Below are 16373 nucleotides of genomic sequence, written 5' to 3'. Positions count from 1 at the left end.
TTGTTGTCGCCCGGCTCACTGGCTGCGGGCGAGCACATCCTGTTCGGCCTGCTCTTTCAGGCGTACCCGCTCGCGAATCAAGCGCTCGAGGTCATCGACCAGATTGTCGTTGCTCAGCTTGGAGGCGGGCTTGCCGTCGATATAGACGAGGTTGGCGGGCGAGCCACCGGTGAGGCCGACATCGACCTCCTTGGCTTCACCAGGGCCATTGACCACGCAGCCGATCACGGAAACGTCGAGTGGCGTCATGATGTCATCGAGCCGCTCCTCAAGTGCGTTCATGGTGCCGATGACATCGAAATTCTGGCGCGAGCAGCTGGGGCAGGCGATAAAGTTGATACCCTTGGCGCGCAGGCGCAGGCTCTTTAGCATGTCGAAGCCAACCTTGATTTCCTCTACCGGGTCGGCGGCGAGCGAGACACGAATTGTGTCGCCGATGCCGTCCATCAGTAGCATGCCCAGGCCAATGGAGGACTTCACGGTGCCCGAGCGCAGGCCGCCTGCCTCGGTAATGCCCAGGTGCAGCGGCTGCTCGATCAGCGTGGCAAGCTGGCGGTAGGCGGCCACCGCCATGAACACATCCGAGGCCTTGACGCTGACCTTGTACTCCTGGAAGTCGAGTCGGTCGAGATGGTCGATATGGCGCATGGCCGATTCGACCAGGGCTTCCGGTGTCGGCTCACCATACTTGCGCTGCAGCTCCTTCTCCAGCGACCCGGCGTTGACGCCGATGCGGATGGGAATGCCGTTATCGCGGGCGGCACTGACCACGGCGCGAACTCGCTCTTCCTTACCGATGTTGCCGGGGTTGATGCGCAGGCAATCGACGCCGAGCTCGGCGACGCGCAGAGCGATCTTGTAGTCGAAGTGAATATCGGCCACAAGCGGTACCTCGACCTCGCGCTTGATGCGGCCGAAGGTCTCGGCGGCCTCCATGGTCGGCACCGAGACCCTCACGATGTCGGCCCCGGCGGCTTCCAGTTGGCGTATCTGGGCTACGGTGGCGGCCACGTCAAGTGTGTCGGTGTTGGTCATGCTCTGCACGGAGATGGGGGCACCCCCCCCTACCGCAATCTTGCCGACATGTATCTGGCGGGACTTACGTCGAATGATGGGCGATTGAGCGTGCATGGTGACGGAATCATTCTCCCAGAGTGAAGCGGGCAACGTTGTTGGCACCGGCGCGTGCAGCAAGATCGACCGATTCGTCACGCCATATCAGCTCGACACCGGTGGCATTGCCGATAGTCATGCGGAAAGGCGGTTCGCCCTCCACGCTGGCGGTGGTGCCGGGCTCCTGGAGCCCAACGAAGATGCGCTGGTTATTGGCATCGAAGATCTCGGTCCAGGATTGCTCGTTGAAGGTCAACTGCAGTTCCCGCACATCGCCAGCAGCAGGGGCCTCGACGGTTTCGGACTCCTCCTCGGTGACGATGTCGGGCGTTTCAGCAACTTCCTCGGCCACCCCTTCGACGGGCGCGGGAATCGGCTCGCCGGTGTCGCCGACTACCGCGAGCCGCTCGGCCCCAGTCGGGTCGACCTGGGGGGACGGGGCGGCAGGTGCCTGGGAGCCGATCGGGTCGACGCCTTCCTCGGGCAGCGGTGGCAGGGACTCTGCGACTGCGGGAGGCGGCTCCTCTTCCACCACGGTAGTGGTGCCATCGAGGTTGTCCACCGAGACAGGGCTGCTGTCGCCCAAATCTAACAGCTCGTTACCACCCCGGCTTTGCCACCACACCAGGGTAAGCCCGATCAGACCGGCAATCACCAGCAGGGTCACCAGCTTGAACAGCCAGGCACCTATACGTGAGGGGGGGCGGGAGACGTTCACTGGAGTCACCCGCTGCTCCATTTCCTGGCTGCTGAAGCGGTTGGCATAGGATTCAAGAACGGGTCCATCTTCCATGCCCAGCAGGCGGGCATAGGCACGCAGGTAGCCGCGACGGTAGGCGGCAACGGGGATCTGCTCGTAGTTGTCCTCTTCCAGCCCGCTGACAACGGCCGGCCGAAGGTTGAGCGCCGTAGCAACTTCTTCGCGGGAGAGACCCTGGTTTTCTCGCTCCCGGCGCAGTAGTTCGCCGGGAGAGGCCTGGGACCCGAAGTCGACGGTATCGATATTGTGATTGTCGCTCATGGCTGAGCATCCTTCGTCATGAATCGTTGATCAAGGGGCGTCACGTACGGTGTCCGGGTCAGGGGTGACGGCTGTGCTCCCGCTTGGGGCCACGGCAATTTCGTTGGCCAGCGCCCGGGCATTCGGTGTCATTCCCGCCAGCCGGATGAAGGCATCCAACTGATGGCGGGCACGCTCCGGATTTCCTAGCGTCAGCTCCAGTTCGGCCAGCGCAAAGTAGCTCCTCGGACTGCGCGGTTCGAGGCTCTGGGCGCGCTCGAGGTTGCTTCGAGCCTTGGCCAGATTCCCCATCTCCCAATAGCACTGCCCCAGGTTGGCAAATAGCTGGGCACGGTTGGCGTACTGGGTGTCACGGGAAGCCATCTCGAGCTGTTCGCAGGCCTCGGCCGTGCGACCTTTGTCATAGAGAAAGGCAGCGTAGTTGTTGCGCGCTCGGCTGTAGTCTGGGTCCGCCTTCAGGGCCTGCTGGAAGGTCTCGTCGGCCAGTTCGTCTTCGCCCTGTCGCTGATAGACAATGGCCATGGCCTGAAGTGCCTGAGGATTTCTTGCATCGCTTTCCAGGGCGCGATTGAGCGCCGCGATGGCGCGTGGAAGGTTGCCCTGCTCCAGGTAGGCCATGCCCAGTTCGGTGAACGCCTCGGCGGGGCTGCTGCCATCGCCCCGCTCGGGCTGGCTGGCACAGCCGGTCAGCCACAGCGATCCGGCGAGCATCGCCATCAGTGAAAGCGGCCTGAGTCGGGAGGACAGGGAGGGGCAGAGCGTCATGGCATCCTCATGCAAAGAACTCATCGGGCAGTGGTGGCGGGTAAAAAAGCCTGTCCATCAAAGCGCCGTGACGTGTTGAAGTCAAGGCGCCTGCCCGCTTCAGTCGGCGTCGATCTGTATCGAGCGAATATAGCGCGCATGCCGTTTGGTGCGATCCTTGACCCGACCCACCAGCTGACCACAGGCGGCATCGATATCGTCGCCGCGTGTACTGCGAACCGGGGCCGTGTAGCCCAGTTCGTAGAGCCACTGTTGGAAGCGCATCGTCTGGTTGCGTGACGGTGTCTCATAGCCCGAGTGGGGGAAGGGGTTGAAGGGAATGAGATTGATCTTGCAAGGCAACTCGCGCAACAGTTCGGCGAGTTGCTCGGCATGCACCTGCTGATCGTTGACGTCCTTGATCAGGGTGTATTCGATGGTCACCATCCGCGTGTCGTCGCACTTGGCAAGATAGCGCTGACAGGCGTCCAGCAGGGAGCGAATGTTGTACTTGCGGTTCAGTGGCACCAGCTTGCTGCGCAGCTCATCGGTGGCGGCATGCAACGAGATGGCCAGGCTCACGTCGAGCTCGTTGCCCAGCTTGTCTAGCATGGGAACCACGCCGGACGTTGATAGAGTGACGCGACGCTTGGAGAGGCCGTAGCCGTTGTCGTCCAGCATCAGCTTCATGGCCGGCACAACGTTGTCGTAGTTCAACAGCGGCTCGCCCATGCCCATCATCACCACGTTGGTGACGGGGCGGTTGGCGGTGTCGCGGCGTGGGCCGAAGCTGTTGCTTGCCACCCAGACCTGGCCGATGATCTCGGCGCTGGAGAGGTTACGTTGAAAGCCCTGCTTGCCGGTGGAGCAGAAACTGCAATCCAGCGAGCAGCCGACCTGGGAGGAGACGCAAAGGGTGCGCCGCTTGCCGTTCTCGGCGGGGATCAGCACGGTCTCCACATAGGTGCCGTCTTCCACTTCCAGCACCCACTTGCGGGTACCGTCGCTGGAGGTGCCCTCATAGGCCACCACCGGCCCACGAATCTCGGCCACCTCGGCCAGGCGCGTGCGTAGCGCCTTGGACAGGTTGGTCATGGCCGCGAAGTCGTCGCAGCCTTCGTGGTGGATCCATTTCATCACCTGGGCGGCACGAAACTTCTTCTCGCCAATGGTGAGGAAGAACTCTTCCAACTCCTCGCGAGTCATGCCGAGCAGATTGGTGCGTTGGGAAGCGGTGGCGGTCATGGCATCACATAGGTCGGGGCAGGACGAGAGCGGGGGCATGACCCCCGCTCGCAGATAGCTGCCATAGGGGGCTGCTGATTTCTGCCGCGAGCGAAGATAGGTTGGTCGCCGCCGGAGCGCAAAAACCGGAGCCTATGCGGTACTAGGTGAGGATTTTGAGCACCGCCGGCGGCCAAGATATCGAGCGCAGCAATAAATCAGAGTTCCCTTAGCGCGGGCAGATTTCGTCGGCATTGAAGAAATACGCCACTTCTCGCTCGGCGGATGCCGGAGAGTCGGAGCCATGCACAGCATTGGCATCGATGGTCTTGGCGAAGTCGGCGCGAATGGTGCCCGGTGCCGCTTCCTTCGGATTGGTGGCGCCCATAAGCTCGCGGTTCTTGGCGATGGCATCTTCGCCTTCCAGCACCTGCACGACGACCGGACCCGAGGTCATGAAGCCGACCAGGTCCATGTAGAAGGGGCGCTCCTTGTGCTCGGCGTAGAAACCGCCGGCCTTCTCTTCGGAGAGGTGCAGCATCTTGGCGGCCACGACCTTGAGATCGGCCTTCTCGAAGCGAGCGATGATCTCGCCGATGGCGTTCTTGGCGACAGCGTCGGGCTTGATGATGGAAAGAGTGCGTTCGGTAGCCATGGGGCCTGTCTCCGTTGGTAGTGCGTATGGGGATAGCGCCACGCTGCGCCGGTCTCTCAGAGAAGCCGGCACGGCGCGGCGCTAAGAATAAAGTTGCGTTCTGCGTCGCAGGCCAGGGCGCGACGATTCAACGCATAAACAGTGGGCGCAGAGTATAACGCTCCCGGCGGGCGTTGAACAATCGTACAGCCTTCGGGGGCGGAACATTCGCTTGGCCGCTACGGCAGGGGGGTGGTTGAGGGTGTTACACCGTGAAACTTTCCCCGCAGCCGCACTGGTCCTTGACGTTGGGATTGTTGAAGCGGAAGAAGCGGTTGACCCCCTCCGAGACATAGTCGACCTCGCTGCCGTCGAGCAGCTCGAGCGCGTCGGGGGCAACGAAGACGGTTACGCCATGATCCTCGAAGGCGATGTCGTCATTGGCCGCTTCGTCGGCGAAGTCAAGCACGTAGCTGTAGCCCGAGCAACCGCTGGGCTTGACCGAGACCCGCAGGCCCAGTCCCTGGCCGCGCTCCTCGAGCACCCGTTGGATCTGCTCGGCGGCGGCGGTGGTGATCGAAAGGTGCGACATCTTCATTCTCCTGCTTGTGTGGGTAGGCATGGCCGCCTAGCGGCGCAGGCCCGGAAGAGCATGTTGCAGGGCGTCCAGCGCCTTGTCGATATCGGTTTCGGTGGTGAATCGTCCGAAACTGAAGCGAAGCGATGCCAGCGCGAGAGGGCGCGGTACGCCGATACCCTTCAATACATAGGATGGCTCAACACTCGCCGAGTTGCAGGCAGAGCCAGTCGAAAGCGCGATATCGCGCAACGCCATCAGCAGCGACTCGCCGTCAACACCCTCGAAGGCGAGGTTGAGAATATTGGGAACCGCGATGCCGATAGCCGTATTGCGGTGAATGCCATCCAGATCCGACAGGCCGTCAAGCAGACGGTTCCGCAGTGCCAGGATGCGCGCCTGGTCGACCTCGCCTTCCTGGGCGGCCAGGGCGAAGGCTTCCCCCATGCCGACGATCTGGTGAGTCGGCAGGGTGCCGGAGCGCATGCCGCGCTCGTGCCCACCGCCATGAATCAGCGGCGCCAAGCGGATATCCGGGCTGCGTTTGACGTAGAGTACGCCCACGCCCTTGGGGCCGTAGACCTTGTGGCCGGAGAGCGACATCAGGTCGATGCCGAGAGCGCTGACATCGAGCGGTATGCGCCCCACCGCCTGTGCGGCATCGACATGAAACAGGGCGCCGCCGGCATGCGTCACCTCCGCCAGCCCCGCGAGGTCATGGATACAGCCCAGCTCGTTGTTGACTGCCATCAGCGAGACCAACACGGTGTCCGGGCGTATGGCGTCACGCAACTGATCGGCGGTCACGCGCCCGTCTTTCCCCGGAGTCAGCCAGGTTACCTCGAACCCTTCGGTTTCCAGTGCCCGGGCGGTGTCCACTACCGCCTTGTGCTCGATGATCGAGGTGACCAGGTGGCTGCCCTTGTTACGGTTCGCACGCATATAGCCGATCAGAGCCAGGTTGTCGGCTTCGGTGGCGCCGCTGGTCCAGACGATTTCGCGTGGGTCGGCGCCGATCAGGTCGGCGACCTGGCGGCGGGCATTCTCCACGACCTGCTCCGCCTGCCAGCCGAGCATATGGCTGCGCGAGGCGGGGTTGGCGAAGATGCCGTCTTGGGTGAGATGGCGCTGCATCACGTCGGCGACGCGGGGGTCGACCGGGGTGGTGGCGGCATAATCGAGGTAGACGAGGTCGCTCATGGGCTCGCGGGAGTCTCCATACGGGATCGGGTGAGGTGTCCGTCGGCGCTCAGGGCGCAGAGGTCAGGATGGTGTCTGCATCCTGGCGGCCGCGCTGACGCTTGGCGATACGGCGTACATCGCCATTCTCGACCAGCTGGCCGAGGGTGATACCGTCGAGAAAGCCGCGGATCTGCTCGGAAAGGTCGCACCACAGGTGGTGTGTCAGGCAGGTATCGCCCTGCTGGCAGTCCGACAGACCCTGGCAGCGAGTGGCATCCACCGACTCGTCGACGGCACCGATCACCTTCGACACCGAGATATCCTCCGGCGGGAGCGCCAACAGGTAACCACCGCCGGGTCCTCGAACGCTCTTGACCAGTGCTGCGCGACGCAAGCGAGCAAAGAGCTGTTCCAGGTAGGGCAGCGAGATTTCCTGCCGGCGCGAGATATCGGCCAGGGAAGTCGGGCCTTTATCGCTGTTCAGGGCCAGGTCGAGCATGGCGGTGACGGCGTAGCGCCCCTTGGTTGTCAAACGCATGGTGGGCTCGTCGAACGCATGGCAGCGTACCTCCGCGCCTTGGTATGGGGCTGGCGCTCAGTGTGCGGCGCGGCCGGTGCAGCGGCCGCGGAAGTCATGGCGCCATTATGGTAAAGCCCGAGTGTTGCGGTCAACCATTGCCCTGCTGGGGGCCGTGCTTAGTGTCGGCCTGTGGCGTGCGCTGTGTTGGCTTTGGCGGGCCGCAGCAGGCGTCGACATCGTCGAGTATTTCGGCAAAATCTTCGTCGCGCAGTTCGGGCAACTTTCCATCGCGGTAGCCGGCGTCGAGCTTGCGTAGCGTGACGCACATCCTCTCTATGCGTTCGTCCACGGCATGCATGTGGTCGAGCATGGCCTGGATCGAACGTGCCACCGGGTCAGGCATGTCCTCGCTGACGCCGTAGGCGTCAAAGCCGAACTTCTGGCAGATCGCTTCGCGCCGTGCCGGGTCGATGTCGAGTACCGCGGCTACATCTGGCTCCTCGCGCTTGACGATCTTGCCAGGGATGCCCACCACCGTGGCGCCTGCGGGCACCTCCTTGGTCACTACTGCATTGGAGCCCACCTTTGCTTCGGCACCCACGGTGAACGGTCCGAGGATCTTGGCACCGGCCCCGACGATCACGCCCTGTTCCAGGGTCGGGTGGCGCTTGCCCTTGTGCCAACTGGTGCCGCCCAGGGTGACACCCTGATAGAGCGTGACATCGTCGCCTACCTCGGCGGTCTCGCCGATTACCACGCCCATGCCGTGATCGATGAAGAAGCGTCGGCCGATCTTGGCTCCGGGGTGAATCTCGATGCCGGTCAGCCAGCGCGAGAAGGTCGACAGGGTGCGCGCCAGCCACTTGAGATGCTTCTTCCATAGCCAGTGCGCCATGCGATGGAGCAGCAAGGCGTGCAGCCCCGGATAGTTTGTCAGTACTTCCAGGAAGTTGCGTGCCGCCGGGTCACGGGCGAATACGCTGTTGATGTCCTCGCGCAGGCGTTGAAACATCTGGCGGTCCTTGGGTGGCGGTTGCACGGAGCCGGTAGCGGCATCTGTCGGGTGACTTACCATATTGGGGGCGTAGGGAGCCGGCTTCAAGACGACGAGGTGTCGCTGCCGTCGACATCGTGCCGTCGCCCCTCTGGCTGGGCTACCTGTTTCTCTGTGCTGGTGAGAATACCACGCAGGATGTTGAGCTCCATGCGCTCGGGGCGTGCCCTAAGGGTGAAGCGGCGAAGCCGGGCCATTAGTTGCCGGGGCAGGGCCGGGTCATGGAAGCCGATGGAGATCAACGTGCGCTCCAGGTGGGCGAAGTAGTGTTCCAGTTCCTCGTGGCTTGCCAATGGTTGGTGTGGCTCGATCTCGGCACTTCCCCCTTCCTCCTGCTGAGCCAGCCAGGCCAGGCGGCACTCGTAGGCCAGCACCTGCACCGCCGCGGCCAGGTTGAGCGAGCTGAAGTCCGGGTTGGTCGGGATGTGCACGTGAGCATGGCAGCGTTGGAGTTCGGCATTGGAGAGGCCGCTGTCCTCGCGACCGAATACCAGTGCGATCCGCGATTTGGAGCCGGACAGCTCTTCGGGCAACCGGCTCCCCAGCGCCCGGGGAGTGATCATCGGCCAGGGCAGGGTGCGTGAACGAGCACTGGCGCCTACCACCAGTGTGCAGTCGGTAACGGCCTGCTCCAGGGTCTCGACCGTACGGGCGCCATGCACGATATGATCGGCCCCGGAGGCGCGGGAAATGGTGTCGCTGGTCAGTGGCTCGCAGCGCGGCGCCACCAGGGCCAGGTCGACAAGCCCCATGTTGTGCATGGCGCGGGCGGTGCCACCGATATTGCCGGGGTGGCTGGTGCCGATCAGAACGATGCGGATGCGGTCGAGCATGGTGGTCCTGCCTGTCGCGTCACGGTAAAAGAGGGCGCAGAGTCTACCATGTCCGCTTGTGGTGATGGCACAGTCGGGCCGACTCTGCTAGCATTCGCGCCGATACGTTCGACCTGTACGCTTCGTTCGAACAAGCCTGTTCTTTAACACCACCGACGCTCCAAGGCCCGATCATGCATCCGATGGTCCAATTTGCATTGCGCGCCACGCGCAGTGCCGCCGAACAGTTCCTGCGCATTCGTGAGCGCATCGAGAATTCTCACGAGGAACACAACCTCGATCGCCTGCTCGAGGACACCGCTCGCAATGCCGAGACGCTGATCGCCCATCAGCTCAGCCGCGGTTATCCGCAGCACGGTATTTCCGGCCGCTTCACCCCCCACCGTGCCGGCGAGGGAGAAGGGCTGGACATCGAATGGCGGATCGAGCCCTTCCATGGCTATTCCAGCCTCGGTGTGGCCGGCAAGGGCTTCGCCCTGTCCCTGGTCTGCCTGGTAAAGGGCCGCCCGGAGCATGCGGTGGTGGTATGCCCCTTCAGCGATGATGAATATCTCAGTAGCCGAGGCCGCGGTGCCCAGCACAATGGCAAGCGTATTCGCGTGGCCAAGACCACTGCCATTGCCGGCGCCAGCCTGGCCATGAGCCTGCCTGAGTTCGACCAGCGCAGCCGTCATCTGCCCGCTTACCTCACTCTGGTCCAGCAGCTCGGCCCCCTGGTTCAGCTCCAGTTGGCCACCGGCAGCGGCCTTCTCGACATGGCTGAGCTCGCCGCGGGCCGCGTCGATGCCGCCTTCGTGCTGGGTCTGGAGGAGCAGGACCGCCTGGTCGGCAGCCTGCTGCTCAAGGAAGCCGGCGCCCTGATGGGCACACCCGACGGACAGCCCTCGGTGGAAGACGACGGCAGGCTCATGGCCGCCGGTCCGCGCCTCTACAAGGCTTTGGTGCAGCAGCTCAAGCCGCACTTCTGAGTCGTTCAGGGTGCCAACGAAACCGCCCCCGCAGCGATGCTGCGGGGGCGGTCCTCGTTCTAGCCAAGGACAAGCGCCTTATGGTAGCTCTTCCTCGCCTTCTTCCAGGTCTTCCTTCTTGGCCGGGATCAGGTCCTCGCGCTGCAGCTTCACCGCGAGCAGCAGCGCCGCGGCGACATAAATGGAGGAAAAGGTACCCACCACGACGCCGATGATCAGTGCGATCGAGAAGTAGTGGATCATGTCTCCACCCAGCAGCAGCAGTGCCATCAGTACCAGCAAGGTGGTACCGGACGTCGCCAGCGTACGGGACAGGGTGAGGTTGATCGCTTCGTTGAAGATCGCCTGCATGTCGTCGATTCGCGACTTGCGAATCGTCTCGCGGATACGGTCGTAGACCACGATGGTGTCGTTGAGCGAGTAGCCGATTACCGCCAGCAGGGCGGCCAGCACGGTGAGGTCGAAGTCGAGCTGGAATAGCGAGAAAATGCCGACCACGATGATCACGTCGTGCATCAGCGCCAACAGGGCGCCGATGGCAAACTTGTACTGGAAGCGGAAGGCGACGTAGAGCATCACCACGCCGAGTGCCACCAGCAGCCCAAGGCCGCTTCGGTCACGTAGCTGCTCACCCACCTGAGCGCCCACGAACTCCGCACGGATCAGCTCGACGGTGTCGCCTTCAGCGCGCAGCAGGCTGACGACGCGGTCGCCCACTTCGGGGTCGAAGGCCTGCTGCAGGCGGATCAGTACCTCTGTGGAAGCACCGAAGGTCTGCACCGAGACGTCGCGGAAGCCGGCATCCTCCAGGATCAGCCGGATGGCCTCGAGCGAAGGCGCCACGCTGTAGCGCACTTCTACCAGGGTGCCGCCGGTAAAATCCAGCCCCAGGTTGAGCTGCTGGAACAGCAGCGAGACGATCGACGCCAGGATCAGCACCGCCGACACCGCGAAGGCGATGCGGCGCTTGCCCATGAAGTCGAATTGTCGATTGATGAGGGTTTTCATTACCACCTCTTATATCCAGAGCTTCTTGACTGGTTTGCCACCGTAGGTGAGGTTCACCATCGAGCGTGTCACCAGCAGGGCGGTGAACAGCGATGTGATGATCCCCAGCGACAGAGTCACCGCGAAGCCCTTGACCGGCCCGGTGCCGATCGAGAACAGGATTACCGCCACCAGCAGGGTAGTGATGTTGGCATCGACGATCGAGGTGAATGCGCGCTCGTAGCCAGCGTGTATCGCCTGCTGAATCGACAGCCCGCTGCGCAGCTCCTCGCGTATTCGCTCGAATATCAACACGTTGGCATCTACTGCCATGCCCAGCGTCAGCACGATGCCGGCGATGCCGGGCAGGGTAAGGGTCGCACCCAGCATCGACATGGCGGCAATCAGCAGGGTCAGGTTGAGCGCCAGGGCGACGTTGGCGAAGATGCCGAACACCTTGTAGCGGACCAGCATGAACAGCACCACCAGCAGCAGGCCGATCTGCACCGACATCACGCCGCGCTGAATGTTTTCCGCACCCAGGCTCGGGCCGATGGTGCGCTCCTGCACGAAGTAGATCGGTGCCGCCAGCGAGCCGGAGCGCAGCAGCAGGGCCAGCTCGGCCGCTTCAGTGGGCGAGTCGAGCCCGGTGATGCGGAAGCTGTTGCCCAGCGCGCTCTGGATGGTGGCCAGGCTGATCAGGCCGCGCTCGGTGTAAGGCTCGCGAACGGTGACTTCCTCGCCGTTCTCGATCACCGTGCGATCGCGTGTCCGGTGCTCGATGAACAGCACAGCCATGTTGCGACCGATATTGGTGCGCGTGGCGCGGTTCATCAGCGTGCCGCCGGTGCCGTCCAGGTTGATATTGACCTGGGGCCGGCCGTTCTCATCGAAGCTGCGGCTGGCGCTGGAGACGCTATCGCCGGTGATGATCACGTCGCGCAACAAGTCGGCGTTGCGCGAGGGATCATTACGGAAGCTGAACGGCTGGGTCTCGATGTCCGGCGTATCAGGGTGAGCCTCGAGGCGGAATTCCAGGTTGGCGGTCGCACCCACCACCCGCTTGGCGGCCACGGTGTCCTGCACGCCGGGCAGCTCGACCACGATACGGTCGGGGCCCTGGCGCTGCACCATGGGCTCGGCTACACCCAACTCGTCGACCCGGTTGCGCAGGGTCGTGAGGTTCTGGTTGACGGCGTAGTCCTGGAGATCGTTGACCGCCTGCTCGGTCATGGTCATGACCAGTTGGGCGCCACGTCCATCGCCGGCGCTCTCGTAGTCGAAGTCGCGGAACTCTCGGGCGATCAGCCGGCGGGCGGTATCGCGATCTTCCTGGTTGGTGAAGGTGATGGTCAGCGTGCGGCCTTCGATCTCGGTGCCGCGGTAGCGGATGCGTTCGCTGCGCAGTTGTTCGCGCATGGCGCTGGCATTCACTTCGAGCCGCTGCTCGAGTGCCGCATCCATGTCCACTTCCAGCAGGAAGTGCACGCCGCCGCGCAGGTCGAGCCCCAGGGTCATGGGTGAGGCGGAGAGCGCCTGCAGCCAGCCGGGCGTCGCTTCGGCCAGGTTCAATGCCACGACGTACTCGTCGCCGAGCATGCTGGCAATCATGTCGCGGGAGCGCAGTTGGTCATCGGGATCGTCCAGGCGGATCAGGACCCGGGTGTCCTCGCTCTCCACGCTCTTGATGTCGATCCCGGCGTCGACCAGCGACTGGCGAATATTGTCGAGCTGGCCAGCATTGATGGTGGCATCACCGCGGGCACTACTGATCTGTACCGATGGGTCTTCCGGATAGAGGTTGGGCAGCGAGTAGACCAGGCCTACTAGCAGCACAATGCCTATCAGCAGATACTTCCACAGGGGATAACGATTGAGCATGCGAGCCCTGCCCTTGGTTGCTGAAAACGGGTTGCTGAAAACGGGTTGCTGAAAAAGCAAAGAGCTGGCTGAAACAGCGGCTACCGAGACGACAATACGGCCGTATGCCCGTTGGCGCGAAGAGCGCCTGGGGCATCGGCCGGATTGCGACCCTCGCCGTTACCCGACCGGGGAGGGTCGATCGGCAAGGACGAGGAGCGTCGAAGTCAGATGGACTTGATGGTGCCCTTGGGCAGCACGTTCGCCACAGCGCTCTTCTGTACATTGACCTCGGTATTGTCCGCGATTTCCAGGGAGATGAAATCATCGCCAACCTTGGTGATCCGGCCCAGCAGACCACCGCCGATGACCACTTCGTCGCCCTTGGAGAGGCCGCCGACCAGTTCACGGTGCTGCTTGGCCCGCTTGGCCTGAGGGCGCCACAGCAGGAAATAGAAAATCAGTACGAAACCGACCAGCATGACGATCTGAGCGATGCCGCCACCGGCGCCACCAGCGTCCTGGGCCATGGCCGGAGAGATGAAGAAATCCAGCATGAGAGGCGTGTCTCCTGAGAGGGTAAGTTAAGGTTGCGTGCGAGAAACGTTGACCGAGCGATGCTGCGGGCCGGTGGGCCACGGCAGTCGGTCGATCATCAATTCGGTGCGGCAGGTACCGGCAGCCCCCGCTGCCCATAGTAGCCTTCCACGAAGTCCGCCAATGTACCCGCTTCGATGGCACCGCGCAAACCGGCCATGAGCCGCTGATAGTGGCGCAGGTTGTGGATCGTATTGAGCATCGAGCCGAGCATTTCGCCGCAGCGGTCCAGATGGTGCAGGTAACCGCGGGAGAAGTGCTGGCAGGTATAGCAGTCACAGCCCTCTTCCAGGGACCCCGTGTCGTGGCGGTGCTTGGCATTGCGGATCTTGACGGTGCCTTCGGCGGTGAAGAGGTGGCCGTTGCGGGCGTTGCGAGTGGGCATCACGCAGTCGAACATGTCGATGCCGCGGCGCACGCCTTCCACCAGGTCTTCCGGCTTGCCCACGCCCATCAGGTAGCGTGGATATTCTTCTGGCATCCATTCGGGCAGGTAGTTCAGCACCCCGATCATCTCCTCCTTGGGTTCGCCCACGGAGAGGCCGCCGATGGCCAGACCGTCGAAGCCGATTTCTAGCAGGCCGTCGAGGGAGCGGCGGCGAAGCTCGGGATACATGCCGCCCTGGATGATGCCGAACAGCGCCGAAGGCGAGTCGCCATGAGCCTCGTGGGAGCGCTTGGCCCAGCGCAGCGAGCGTTCCATGGAAAGCGCGGCTTCCTGCTCGGTGGCCGGGTAGGGCGTGCACTCGTCGAAGATCATCACCACATCGGAGCCAAGCGAGCGTTGCACCGCCAGCGACTCCTCGGGACCCATGAACACCTTGCTGCCATCCACCGGCGAGCGGAAGTGAACGCCCTGCTCGGTAATCTTGCGCATCTTGCCCAGCGAGAAGACCTGGAAGCCGCCGGAGTCGGTGAGGATCGGCTTGTGCCATTGTGAGAAGTCGTGCAGGTCGCCATGGGTTTCGATCACCTCGGTGCCCGGGCGCAGCCAAAGGTGGAAGGTGTTGCCGAGGATAATCTCGGCCCCGATCTCCTCCACCGAAGCGGGAGTCATGCCCTTGACCGTGCCGTAGGTGCCTACCGGCATGAAAGCTGGCGTTTCCACCGTGCCGCGGGGGAAAGTGAGGCGGCCGCGGCGGGCACGGCCGTCGCTGGCCAGCCGCTCGAAGGACATGAAGGATTCGTTACGCATGGCTATCTCGGTATAAGAACAGGGCGTGCTGAGCAGATTCGGGCGAGGCAAGCCCCGGTGAACTCACGGCGCTTATCGGCTGTGAATGAGTCGGCGTTGAACTCAGCATGATCGAACTCAGCTCGTCTTGCGGGTCAGGAACATGGCATCGCCATAGCTGAAGAAGGCGTAGCGCTCGGCGACGGCCTCGCGATAGGCGGCCAGCGTTGCCTCGTACCCGGCAAACGACGACACCAGCATCAGCAGCGTCGATTCGGGTAGGTGGAAGTTGGTGATCAGAGCATCCACGCAGTGCCACTCGTAGCCTGGGTAGATGAAGATATCGGTCTCGCCGCTGTAGGGGGCGATCTCGCCGTCGCTACTGTTGGCGCAGGCGCTCTCCAGGCAGCGCACGCTGGTAGTGCCTACCGCGACCACGCGGCGACCGGCGGCGCGGGCGGCGCGGACCTTCTCGCAGGCTGCCTCGCCCACGTCGATCCATTCGCTGTGCATCTGGTGCTCGCGGATGTCGTTGGCGCGTACCGGTTGGAAGGTGCCGGCCCCCACGTGCAGGGTGACGAAGGCACTGTCGATGCCCTTCGCTGCAAGACGTTGCAGCAGCGGCTCATCGAAGTGCAGCCCGGCGGTGGGGGCGGCCACGGCACCGTCGCGTCGCGCGTAGACGGTCTGGTAGCGCTCGCGGTCGGCCAGTTCGTCCTCGCGGGTGATGTAGGGCGGCAGCGGCATATGCCCATGACGCTCTAGTAGCGTGATCAGCGGTGTCTCGCCCAGGAAGTGCAGCTCGAACAGCGCATCGCGGCGGCCCTCCACTACGGCATGGATGTCGCCCTCGAAGATCAGTTCGGTGCCGGGCTTGGGCGACTTGCTGCTGCGCAGATGGGCCAGGCCGCGATAGGCGTCCAACGGACGCTCCAGCAGCATCTCCACCTTGCCGCCGCTGGCCTTGTGGCCGTGCAGCCGCGCGGGAATCACCCGGGTGTCGTTAAACACCAGCAGGTCGCCGGGCTCGAGCAGGCCGAGCAGGTCAACGAAGCGGCGGTGGGCGAGATCACCGGTTGGGCCAGCCACGCACAGCAGGCGGCAGTCGCTGCGCTGCTCGGAGGGGTAGCGAGCGATCAGATCCTCGGGAAGCTCGTAATGGAAATCGGCGCGCTGCATGCAGGTTCGGTTCCGCAGGAAAGGTCGTCAGAAGCGGCTGGCGGGCAGCCGGACAAGCCCGCAAGGATACCGAAAAATGACCGCGTCGTCAGGCAACCCGATTGACCTGCCGTGAAGGCCACGTATAATGCACCGCGCTGCCGGCGTGGCGGAATTGGTAGACGCAGCGGATTCAAAATCCGCCGGGTGCAAGCCCTTGTCGGTTCGAGTCCGACCGCCGGTACCACTTGAAAAACAGTCGCTTACGAGCGGCTGTTTGCATTTCTGGCCTTCTGCTTTCCAGCCCTTTACGTGTTCAACACCCCAAGCCATCTTCACCGCTATGATAATGTGAAGCAGTGGCGCTACCGGCGAGGGTGTGAGCATGAGTATGGAAGACCGGGAGGAGAGCTGGAGGGAGGGGGATCGGCGGGAGGGCCGGCCGCCGCCGGGATGGTTGAGGCGTGGCCGCGGAAGTGCCGGCGAGGAGTTCGCGGACGAGGCGGACTTTCCACCCCGTGCGCATCAAGGCAGAAGCCGCTCGGTGGAGAAAGCCGGGCGGCGTGGTTTCCACGTGGTGAGCTTCCTTATCGGCAGCGCGGTGACCTTCGCCCTGCTGATGGTGGTACTGAACCTCTCTCCAGAGGCACTCTTTGTTCCCTTCGAGGCGACTCGCAGAGCGCTGGAGACCCTTGGCGTGATGTGAGCCTTCCGCTATTTCCTTGAT

17 protein-coding genes and 1 tRNA gene are annotated in these 16373 nt (G+C 63.4%); 3 read left to right on the top strand and 15 right to left on the bottom strand.

Annotated elements, in window-relative coordinates; translation table 11 throughout:
* Positions 1–15 precede the first annotated feature (15 nt).
* From ispG to trmJ, 10 genes are all read right to left on the bottom strand, one after another.
* Positions 16–1131: a flavodoxin-dependent (E)-4-hydroxy-3-methylbut-2-enyl-diphosphate synthase gene (gene ispG, locus DU490_RS06730; RefSeq protein ID WP_114573560.1), complete on the bottom strand. Its 1116-nt coding sequence runs from the start codon at positions 1129–1131 to the stop codon at positions 16–18.
* A 10-nt stretch (positions 1132–1141) separates the two neighbouring features.
* Positions 1142–2134 carry a RodZ domain-containing protein gene (locus tag DU490_RS06725; RefSeq protein ID WP_114573559.1) on the bottom strand — a complete coding sequence of 331 codons (993 nt, stop codon included), beginning with the start codon at positions 2132–2134 and terminating at the stop codon, positions 1142–1144.
* 30 nt (positions 2135–2164) lie between these two features.
* The gene (gene pilW, locus DU490_RS06720; RefSeq protein ID WP_114573558.1) at positions 2165–2899 is read right to left on the bottom strand and encodes a type IV pilus biogenesis/stability protein PilW; all 735 of its coding nucleotides are present in this window, start codon (positions 2897–2899) and stop codon (positions 2165–2167) included.
* A 99-nt stretch (positions 2900–2998) separates the two neighbouring features.
* Positions 2999–4162, bottom strand: a complete 1164-nt coding sequence (gene rlmN / locus DU490_RS06715; protein WP_404872836.1) for a 23S rRNA (adenine(2503)-C(2))-methyltransferase RlmN — start codon at positions 4160–4162, stop codon at positions 2999–3001.
* Between the two features lie 169 nt (positions 4163–4331).
* A complete protein-coding gene (gene ndk / locus DU490_RS06710; RefSeq protein WP_114573556.1) occupies positions 4332–4757 on the bottom strand; it encodes a nucleoside-diphosphate kinase in 426 nt (141 codons plus the stop codon).
* Positions 4758–5001: 244 nt separating this feature from the next.
* Entirely contained in the window at positions 5002–5328 is a 327-nt protein-coding gene (locus DU490_RS06705; RefSeq protein WP_114573555.1) for an iron-sulfur cluster assembly accessory protein, read from the bottom strand.
* Between the two features lie 36 nt (positions 5329–5364).
* Positions 5365–6513 (bottom strand): aminotransferase class V-fold PLP-dependent enzyme, encoded by a 1149-nt coding sequence (locus DU490_RS06700; protein WP_114573554.1) that lies wholly within the window; start codon positions 6511–6513, stop codon positions 5365–5367.
* Positions 6514–6562: 49 nt separating this feature from the next.
* Positions 6563–7033 (bottom strand): Fe-S cluster assembly transcription factor, encoded by a 471-nt coding sequence (locus tag DU490_RS06695; RefSeq protein WP_114573553.1) that lies wholly within the window; start codon positions 7031–7033, stop codon positions 6563–6565.
* Positions 7034–7163: 130 nt separating this feature from the next.
* Positions 7164–8027: a serine O-acetyltransferase gene (gene cysE / locus DU490_RS06690; protein WP_114573552.1), complete on the bottom strand. Its 864-nt coding sequence runs from the start codon at positions 8025–8027 to the stop codon at positions 7164–7166.
* 86 nt (positions 8028–8113) lie between these two features.
* The gene (gene trmJ, locus DU490_RS06685) at positions 8114–8902 is read right to left on the bottom strand and encodes a tRNA (cytosine(32)/uridine(32)-2'-O)-methyltransferase TrmJ (RefSeq protein WP_114573551.1); all 789 of its coding nucleotides are present in this window, start codon (positions 8900–8902) and stop codon (positions 8114–8116) included.
* 173 nt (positions 8903–9075) lie between these two features.
* On the opposite strand from trmJ, the gene DU490_RS06680 reads away from it, so the two are divergent.
* Positions 9076–9870, top strand: a complete 795-nt coding sequence (locus tag DU490_RS06680) for an inositol monophosphatase family protein (protein WP_114573550.1) — start codon at positions 9076–9078, stop codon at positions 9868–9870.
* A gap of 78 nt (positions 9871–9948) precedes the next feature.
* Here the strand turns inward: DU490_RS06680 and secF are convergent, their stop codons facing one another.
* The 5 genes from secF to queA all read right to left on the bottom strand — a co-directional run bounded on the left by secF (position 9949) and on the right by queA (position 15667).
* Positions 9949–10878 (bottom strand): protein translocase subunit SecF, encoded by a 930-nt coding sequence (secF, locus tag DU490_RS06675; protein WP_114573549.1) that lies wholly within the window; start codon positions 10876–10878, stop codon positions 9949–9951.
* Positions 10879–10887: 9 nt separating this feature from the next.
* Positions 10888–12738 (bottom strand): protein translocase subunit SecD, encoded by a 1851-nt coding sequence (gene secD, locus DU490_RS06670; protein WP_114573548.1) that lies wholly within the window; start codon positions 12736–12738, stop codon positions 10888–10890.
* 206 nt (positions 12739–12944) lie between these two features.
* The gene (yajC, locus tag DU490_RS06665) at positions 12945–13274 is read right to left on the bottom strand and encodes a preprotein translocase subunit YajC (RefSeq protein ID WP_114573547.1); all 330 of its coding nucleotides are present in this window, start codon (positions 13272–13274) and stop codon (positions 12945–12947) included.
* 98 nt (positions 13275–13372) lie between these two features.
* Positions 13373–14491: a tRNA guanosine(34) transglycosylase Tgt gene (gene tgt / locus DU490_RS06660; RefSeq protein ID WP_220270463.1), complete on the bottom strand. Its 1119-nt coding sequence runs from the start codon at positions 14489–14491 to the stop codon at positions 13373–13375.
* Positions 14492–14626: 135 nt separating this feature from the next.
* Positions 14627–15667, bottom strand: a complete 1041-nt coding sequence (gene queA / locus DU490_RS06655; protein ID WP_114573545.1) for a tRNA preQ1(34) S-adenosylmethionine ribosyltransferase-isomerase QueA — start codon at positions 15665–15667, stop codon at positions 14627–14629.
* Positions 15668–15806: 139 nt separating this feature from the next.
* On the opposite strand from queA, the gene DU490_RS06650 reads away from it, so the two are divergent.
* Together DU490_RS06650 and DU490_RS06645 are read left to right on the top strand one after the other, a co-directional pair.
* A tRNA-Leu gene (locus tag DU490_RS06650) sits at positions 15807–15893 on the top strand.
* Between the two features lie 138 nt (positions 15894–16031).
* Positions 16032–16352: a hypothetical protein gene (locus tag DU490_RS06645; protein ID WP_114573544.1), complete on the top strand. Its 321-nt coding sequence runs from the start codon at positions 16032–16034 to the stop codon at positions 16350–16352.
* The last annotated feature ends 21 nt before the right edge of the window (positions 16353–16373 follow it).

This window comes from Halomonas sp. DQ26W (assembly GCF_003339685.1).
Lineage (GTDB): Bacteria > Pseudomonadota > Gammaproteobacteria > Pseudomonadales > Halomonadaceae > Halomonas.
The sequence above is the reverse complement of the archived record's forward strand: the minus strand, read 5'-3'. Positions and strand labels throughout refer to the sequence as shown.

Bases quoted from the DNA above. Each gene is read 5' to 3' on its own strand.
- ispG (WP_114573560.1), bottom strand. From the start codon at position 1,131: ATGCACGCTCAATCGCCCATCATTCGACGTAAGTCCCGCCAGATACAT.
- DU490_RS06725 (WP_114573559.1), bottom strand. From the start codon at position 2,134: ATGAGCGACAATCACAATATCGATACCGTCGACTTCGGGTCCCAGGCC.
- pilW (WP_114573558.1), bottom strand. From the start codon at position 2,899: ATGACGCTCTGCCCCTCCCTGTCCTCCCGACTCAGGCCGCTTTCACTG.
- rlmN (WP_404872836.1), bottom strand. From the start codon at position 4,162: ATGCCCCCGCTCTCGTCCTGCCCCGACCTATGTGATGCCATGACCGCC.
- ndk (WP_114573556.1), bottom strand. From the start codon at position 4,757: ATGGCTACCGAACGCACTCTTTCCATCATCAAGCCCGACGCTGTCGCC.
- DU490_RS06705 (WP_114573555.1), bottom strand. From the start codon at position 5,328: ATGTCGCACCTTTCGATCACCACCGCCGCCGCCGAGCAGATCCAACGG.
- DU490_RS06700 (WP_114573554.1), bottom strand. From the start codon at position 6,513: ATGAGCGACCTCGTCTACCTCGATTATGCCGCCACCACCCCGGTCGAC.
- DU490_RS06695 (WP_114573553.1), bottom strand. From the start codon at position 7,033: ATGCGTTTGACAACCAAGGGGCGCTACGCCGTCACCGCCATGCTCGAC.
- cysE (WP_114573552.1), bottom strand. From the start codon at position 8,027: ATGTTTCAACGCCTGCGCGAGGACATCAACAGCGTATTCGCCCGTGAC.
- trmJ (WP_114573551.1), bottom strand. From the start codon at position 8,902: ATGCTCGACCGCATCCGCATCGTTCTGATCGGCACCAGCCACCCCGGC.
- DU490_RS06680 (WP_114573550.1), top strand. From the start codon at position 9,076: ATGCATCCGATGGTCCAATTTGCATTGCGCGCCACGCGCAGTGCCGCC.
- secF (WP_114573549.1), bottom strand. From the start codon at position 10,878: ATGAAAACCCTCATCAATCGACAATTCGACTTCATGGGCAAGCGCCGC.
- secD (WP_114573548.1), bottom strand. From the start codon at position 12,738: ATGCTCAATCGTTATCCCCTGTGGAAGTATCTGCTGATAGGCATTGTG.
- yajC (WP_114573547.1), bottom strand. From the start codon at position 13,274: ATGCTGGATTTCTTCATCTCTCCGGCCATGGCCCAGGACGCTGGTGGC.
- tgt (WP_220270463.1), bottom strand. From the start codon at position 14,491: ATGTCCTTCGAGCGGCTGGCCAGCGACGGCCGTGCCCGCCGCGGCCGC.
- queA (WP_114573545.1), bottom strand. From the start codon at position 15,667: ATGCAGCGCGCCGATTTCCATTACGAGCTTCCCGAGGATCTGATCGCT.
- DU490_RS06645 (WP_114573544.1), top strand. From the start codon at position 16,032: ATGAGTATGGAAGACCGGGAGGAGAGCTGGAGGGAGGGGGATCGGCGG.